The sequence below is a fragment of the Petrachloros mirabilis genome (assembly GCF_975968855.1).
In genome coordinates this window covers 1-2,800 of the sequence record NZ_CDLUDY010000108.1, presented here as the reverse complement: position 1 = coordinate 2,800, position 2,800 = coordinate 1, and the positions used below count along the sequence as shown (strand labels likewise).

The window sequence follows — 2,800 nt, the reverse complement described above, 5'->3', positions numbered from 1 at the left end:
GCGAATTATACTGGCCTGACGCGGAGATTTGCAAACCAGCGCCACCTGGCCGGATAGACGGTCTACAGGAAACACCAAGAGGGAAATCGCACTATGGCAGATCAGACTGCACCCCCAATGACTCCGGCACCGTCCACTCCTACTTCACAGCCAGAGACGCTGCCTCCCTTAACAGATCATCTTCAATATTGGAAGACCGATGCCAGGGAACTCAAGACGTTTCGTGGCCACTCGCATGGAGTATGGACAGTCGCCTTTGCACCGGACGGCCAGACCCTGGCTAGCGCCGGAGTCGACCGGCTCGTTCGTATTTGGGACATTGAAACCGGCCGGCTGCTCCGTTCCCTTCGTGGCCATACCCACGATGTTCGCGCAGTTGTTTTCACCCCAGACGGGCAAACCCTTGCGTCCGGAAGCGAAGACCGCACGATTCGACTGTGGAATCCCAAAACCGGCGAGCCCCTGAAGCTCTTGTTTACACGTTACGACCATAACGTGTGCAGCCTCTCCCTCTCGCCAGACGGGTTGATGCTCGCTCGCGGGAGCCATAACAAGGACATTAAAATCTGGGAAGTCACAACCGGCACCGAGTTGATGACACTCCTGGGGAAAGACCAGTACGATCACCACTGGTCGGTCTGTGTCGCCTTCTCACCGGACGGCATTCATCTCGCCAGCGGTACCGATATCGGAAAAATCAAAATCTGGGAAGTGCTGCCGAGCGGGGAAGAGAAGGTGCTTCACAACGGTCATTGGAAGGAAGACGAAGTCGACTCGACCGAAACCCGCGGGTATTTCATCGAAGACGACGGAGGATTCCAAAAGCCAATGGACTATTGGATCGGGGCAATGACCTTTACGCCGGATGCGAAATACCTCATTACAGGCAGTCGTGATCAGACGATTAAGATGTTCGAGATGCCGACCGGCCTCGAATACAGGACCATCAAGGGACATTCGGGTTGGGTTCGCTCGCTAGTCGTGACTCCAGACAGCAAGGTACTCATCAGTTCAGGGGATGACAATACGATCCGCTTCTGGGATCTTTCGAACGGCCGATGTTTCCGTACGATCAAGGGACATACAGGGGGCGTTCGCTGTATCGCCCTCTCTCCGGATGGGCGAAGGCTGGCTAGTGCATCATGGGATCGGACAGTCAAGCTCTGGGAGGGCGGGGCGGAGCCGACAGAGTAAGTTACGTGTCGTCTTCTGTTTCGGCCTCCTCTTTTGCCGACGGAATCCCGTAGCGTTTGCACTTTTCCCAGAGGGCTTTGCGGGAGAGGCCGAGGATCTTCGAAGCAGTGGTGCGACTTCCCTCGGCACGCTCCAACACCGACACGATATACTCCTTCTCAAATTCCTCGCGGGCTGAAGCCAGAGACGTCATCGGCCGCTCCGACCGCTTTTGCCCAGAAAGACCCTCGTTGCAGAACCCGCAGGAGTCTTGCGGTACCCCCCCGGTAAAAGGACAGGACTGAAATCCGCAGAGATCGGCAGGCTGAACCGACTGCTGGTCGCGACCCAACGCCACACCCCGTTCCACCATATTTTCAAGTTCACGCACGTTTCCAGGAAACGAATATCGCAAGAGCAGTTCGCGCGCGGCCGGCGAGAACCCTTTCAGCTTTTTATTCATCTTTGTCGAGCAGGTCTGCAAGACGTGTTCGGCGATCACGAGAATGTCTTCCTGACGGGCCCGCAGCGGGGGGATCACCACCTGCACGACGTTCAACCGATAGAACAGGTCCTCACGAAAGCGTCCTTGTAACACCTCTTTGCGAAGATCCTTTTGCGTCGCGCACACCACGCGGACATCGACATCGATCGTGTCATTGCCTCCCACCCGTTCGAACTTTCTTTCTTGTAACACCCGCAGGAGTTTCACTTGGACGACTGGAGAGATCTCCCCTATTTCATCGAGGAACAATGTTCCTCGATGGGCCATTTCGAATCGCCCTCTGCGCTGACGCAAAGCCCCGGTAAACGCCCCCTTTTCGTGGCCGAATAGTTCTGCTTCCAACAGCGTTTCCGGCAGGGCTGCGCAGCTCACCTTGATAAGCGGGTACTGGCTCCGCGGGCTGTTCTGATGGATCGCATTTGCGACCAGCTCTTTCCCCGTGCCGCTTTCACCAAGAATTAAAATCGTCGAGTCCGTACTGGCGACAGTTTTGATCTTGTCAAGGACGGCGCGCATTTGGCTGTTTGTCCCAAGAATCCCGTTGAAGCAGAACTTGTCTTCGAGGGTCTCCTTGAGGTCCTGATTCTCGCGCCGCAGGGCAACGACACGCCCCACACGCTCGACGATCATCAGGAGTTCATCCATCTGGAACGGTTTGGTAATGTAGTCGAATGCGCCATGCTTCATGGCACCGACGGCGGTTTCCACAGACCCATGAGCCGTAATGACGACGACTTCGGTCTGAGGGGACTTCTCTTTGGTCGCTTTGAGTACCGCGAGTCCATCCGCTCCAGGCAGGCGCAAATCAGTAATCACAAGATCAAAAGCCTTCTGGCGGATCGCGTCGATTCCCTCCGTGCCAGTCGCCACAGCCTGCACCTCGTACCCGACAGCCTCGAGGGCGTCGACCATGGAGAGACGCATTAAGGGCTCGTCATCCACAAGCAAAATCTCTAGCCCCTTCATTACACTCTTTCCACCAACGATCGCTCTTTCGACAACGGAAGACATAAGGTAAACGTCGTCCCCTTTCCGACTTCGCTTTCCACAAGGATTTTACCACCATGACGTTCGACAATGCCCAGACTGACCGACAGCCCGAGCCCCGTTCCCTCTCCCTCG

Annotated in this window: 3 protein-coding genes; 1 reads left to right on the top strand and 2 read right to left on the bottom strand. The window is 56.1% G+C overall.

Annotation, left to right across the window (positions count from 1 at the left end; translation table 11 throughout):
- Positions 1 to 93 precede the first annotated feature (93 nt).
- Positions 94 to 1,194 carry a WD40 repeat domain-containing protein gene (locus ACWVCN_RS04570; RefSeq protein ID WP_455244335.1) on the top strand — a complete coding sequence of 367 codons (1,101 nt, stop codon included), beginning with the start codon at positions 94 to 96 and terminating at the stop codon, positions 1,192 to 1,194.
- A gap of 1 nt (position 1,195) precedes the next feature.
- Here the strand turns inward: ACWVCN_RS04570 and ACWVCN_RS04565 are convergent, their stop codons facing one another.
- A complete protein-coding gene (locus ACWVCN_RS04565; protein ID WP_455244334.1) occupies positions 1,196 to 2,644 on the bottom strand; it encodes a sigma-54-dependent transcriptional regulator in 1,449 nt (482 codons plus the stop codon).
- The coding region (locus ACWVCN_RS04560; protein ID WP_455244336.1) for an ATP-binding protein at positions 2,644 to 2,800 on the bottom strand (157 nt) is incomplete at its 5' end. The genes ACWVCN_RS04565 and ACWVCN_RS04560, both read right to left, overlap by 1 nt.